This is a genomic window from Brevundimonas sp., from assembly GCF_031082345.1.
Classification (GTDB): Bacteria; Pseudomonadota; Alphaproteobacteria; order Caulobacterales; family Caulobacteraceae; genus Brevundimonas.
This window is the reverse complement of record NZ_JAVHLH010000319.1, coordinates 1-2805: the sequence shown is the minus strand read 5'-3', so window position 1 is coordinate 2805 and position 2805 is coordinate 1. Positions and strand designations below refer to the sequence as shown.

The 2805-nt window shown below is 70.8% G+C and carries 2 protein-coding genes; both read left to right on the top strand.

The window, feature by feature from the left end:
* On the top strand, positions 1–1275 hold a 1275-nt coding region (locus tag RDU12_RS14670; RefSeq protein ID WP_308685363.1), incomplete at its 5' end, for a penicillin-binding protein 2.
* The gene (locus RDU12_RS14665; RefSeq protein WP_308685361.1) at positions 1272–2732 is read left to right on the top strand and encodes a UDP-N-acetylmuramoyl-L-alanyl-D-glutamate--2,6-diaminopimelate ligase; all 1461 of its coding nucleotides are present in this window, start codon (positions 1272–1274) and stop codon (positions 2730–2732) included. The genes RDU12_RS14670 and RDU12_RS14665, both read left to right, overlap by 4 nt.
* Positions 2733–2805: the final 73 nt, after the last annotated feature.

Below are 2805 nucleotides of genomic sequence, written 5' to 3'. Positions count from 1 at the left end.
CTCATCGTCATGCCGGGGCTGACCCCGGGCGAGAAGGCCGCCGTCCACGGCCTCGCCCTCGGTGGAATCAGCTTCGAGCCCGAGGATCGCCGCGTCTATCCGCTGGGCGCTTCCGCCACCCATGTGCTGGGCGTCACCGACACCGGCGGACAGGGACTGACCGGGGCCGAACTGGCCTTCAATTCCGAAATCCGCCAGGCCGGAACGCGCGGCGAGAATTTCCCGCTGTCCATCGATCTGCGGGTTCAGGGCGTGCTCGAGAACGAACTGGCCCGCGCCGTCGAAGAGAGCCAGGCCAAGGGCGCCGTGGGCGTCATCGCCGACGTGCAGACCGGCGAAATCCTCGGCATGGCCAGCTGGCCGACCACCGACCGGCTGAACCGGGCGACCTCGGCCCACTACGAAATGGGGTCGGTGTTCAAGACCTTTACCGTCGCCGCCGGCCTCGACACCGGCCGCGCGGACATGGACACCATGTTCGACGCCTCGCAGGCCTTCATGATCGGCAACCGCCGCATCACCGATTTTCACGCCACCAACCAGGTGCTGACGCTAGAGGAGGTCTATCTCCACTCGTCCAACATCGGCACCTCGCGCCTCGCGGTCGAGATGGGGCCGACGACGATGCGGGACTATTTCACCCGCTTCGGCCTGCTGGACGCCGCCCCGATCGAACTGCATGAATCCGCCCGGCCGCGCCGCCCGACGAAATGGGACGACTCGACCCTGGCCTCGCTGTCGTTCGGCTACGGCATCATGATCACCCCGCTGCAGATGTCGGCGGCGATGGGGGCGCTGACCAACGGCGGACGGTTCGTGCCGCTGACCCTGCGCAAGGGCGGCCTGCCCAACGCGGCCGTCCGTCAGGTGGTCAGCCCCGAAACCTCACGGACCCTGCTGGACCTGCTGCGCCGCAATGTCGTGCGCGGTTCGGGCGGCCGGGCCGAGGCGGCGGGGCTGCGGGTCGGCGGCAAGACCGGTTCGGCCAACAAGCTGGTCAACGGCCGCTACGACCCCACCCACGCGGTCGGCACCTTCGCCGCCGTCTTTCCGGCCGACGGGCCGCTGAACGCCCGCCGCTACTCGATCCTGATCCTGATCGACGAGCCGGGGACCTGGCCGCGCACCGGCGGCTATGTGGCGGCGCCCGCCGTCGGCCGCATCGCCGACCGCATCGCGCCCTTCCTCGGCATCGAACGCCGTGCCGATCAGTACCGGACCGCCAGGGGCGAGCCGATCCCGGCCTTCGAGGACGTCGAAGGGGACGGGCGATGACACCCGCCTCGATCAAGCTGTCCGACCTGCTGCGCCGCGACGTGCCGGCGGACCCGGTCATCACCGGCGTCACCGCCGACAGCCGCAAGGTCGCGCCGGGCTGCCTGTTCGTGGCCCTGCCGGGGACGGCCGCCGACGGCCGGGCTTTCATTCCCCAGGCCCTGTCGCAGGGCGCCGCCGCCGTGCTGGCGCCGGTCGACACCGACGCCGCGCTCGCGCCGGTGCTGGTCACCTCGGGCGATGTGCGGCGCAGCTATGCGATCGCGGCCCGCAGCTTCTACGGAATTCAGCCGGCGACATGCGTGGCCATCACCGGCACCAACGGCAAGACCTCGGTGGCCGCCTTCTGCCGCCAGATCTGGGCCTCGCTCGGGCTGTCCGCCGCGAGCATGGGGACGCTTGGGGTTTTGAAACAGACGGGTAACGTTAATCAGGCGTTGACCGGCCCCGGCCTGACCAGCCCCGACGCCGCCGACGCCGCCCGCATGCTGGCCGAACTGGCGACCGGAGGCGTGACCCATCTGGCTCTGGAAGCCTCGTCGCACGGCATCGACCAGCGCCGGCTGGACGGAGTGTCGCTGAAGGCGGCGGCCTTCACCAACCTGACCCAGGATCATCTCGACTACCACGGCGACATGGAGGCCTATCGCGCCGCCAAGTTGCGCCTGTTCGACACTCTGCTGCCGCGCGGACGGACGGCGGTGCTGAACGCCGACAGCGACGCCTATTCCAGCTTCGCCGCCGCTTCGATCATGTCGGGACTGGGCGTCATGGGCGTGGGCGAGCGGGGCCGGGACCTGACGTTGGTGGCCCGCCGAGCCGTGCCCGAGGGCCAACGTCTGACGCTCGAGGTGCGCGGGACCCTGCACGAGGTGCTGCTGCCGCTGGCGGGCGCCTTCCAGGCGTCGAACGCCCTCGTCGCCGCGGGCCTGTGCATCGCCGCCGGCGAGACGCCCGAGCGGGTGCTGGCCGGTCTCGAACACATCACCGGCGCCCAGGGCCGGCTGCAGCGCATTCCGGGTTCGGCGCGCGGCGAAGTCTATGTCGACTACGCCCATACGCCCGACGGGCTGGAGACGGTGCTCAAGGCGCTGCGTCCGCACGCGACGGGCCGGCTGATCGTGGTCTTCGGGGCCGGCGGCGACCGGGACAAGGCCAAGCGCCCGCTGATGGGCGAGATCGCCGGACGGCTGGCCGACGTGGCCATCGTCACCGACGACAATCCGCGCTCCGAGGACCCGGCTGCCATCCGCCGGGCGGTGCGCGAAGGGTGCCCGAAGGCGCAGGAGATCGGCGACCGCCGCGCCGCCATCCGCCAGGCCATCGAACAGATGCGCGACGGAGATGTGGTGGTGATCGCCGGAAAAGGGCATGAGCAGGGACAGATCGTCGGCGGAACGACCCACCCCTTCGACGACGCCACCGAAGCCGCCGAAGCCCTGCGAATCCATGCCTGAGTCCGCCCCTCTCTGGACCTCCGCCGAAATCGAGGCCGCCACGGCCGGACGCCTGTCCGGCGCCCCGTTTGAG

Excerpts from the sequence above, each read along its gene's own strand:
- RDU12_RS14665 (WP_308685361.1), top strand. The coding sequence starts at position 1,272 with ATGACACCCGCCTCGATCAAGCTGTCCGACCTGCTGCGCCGCGACGTG.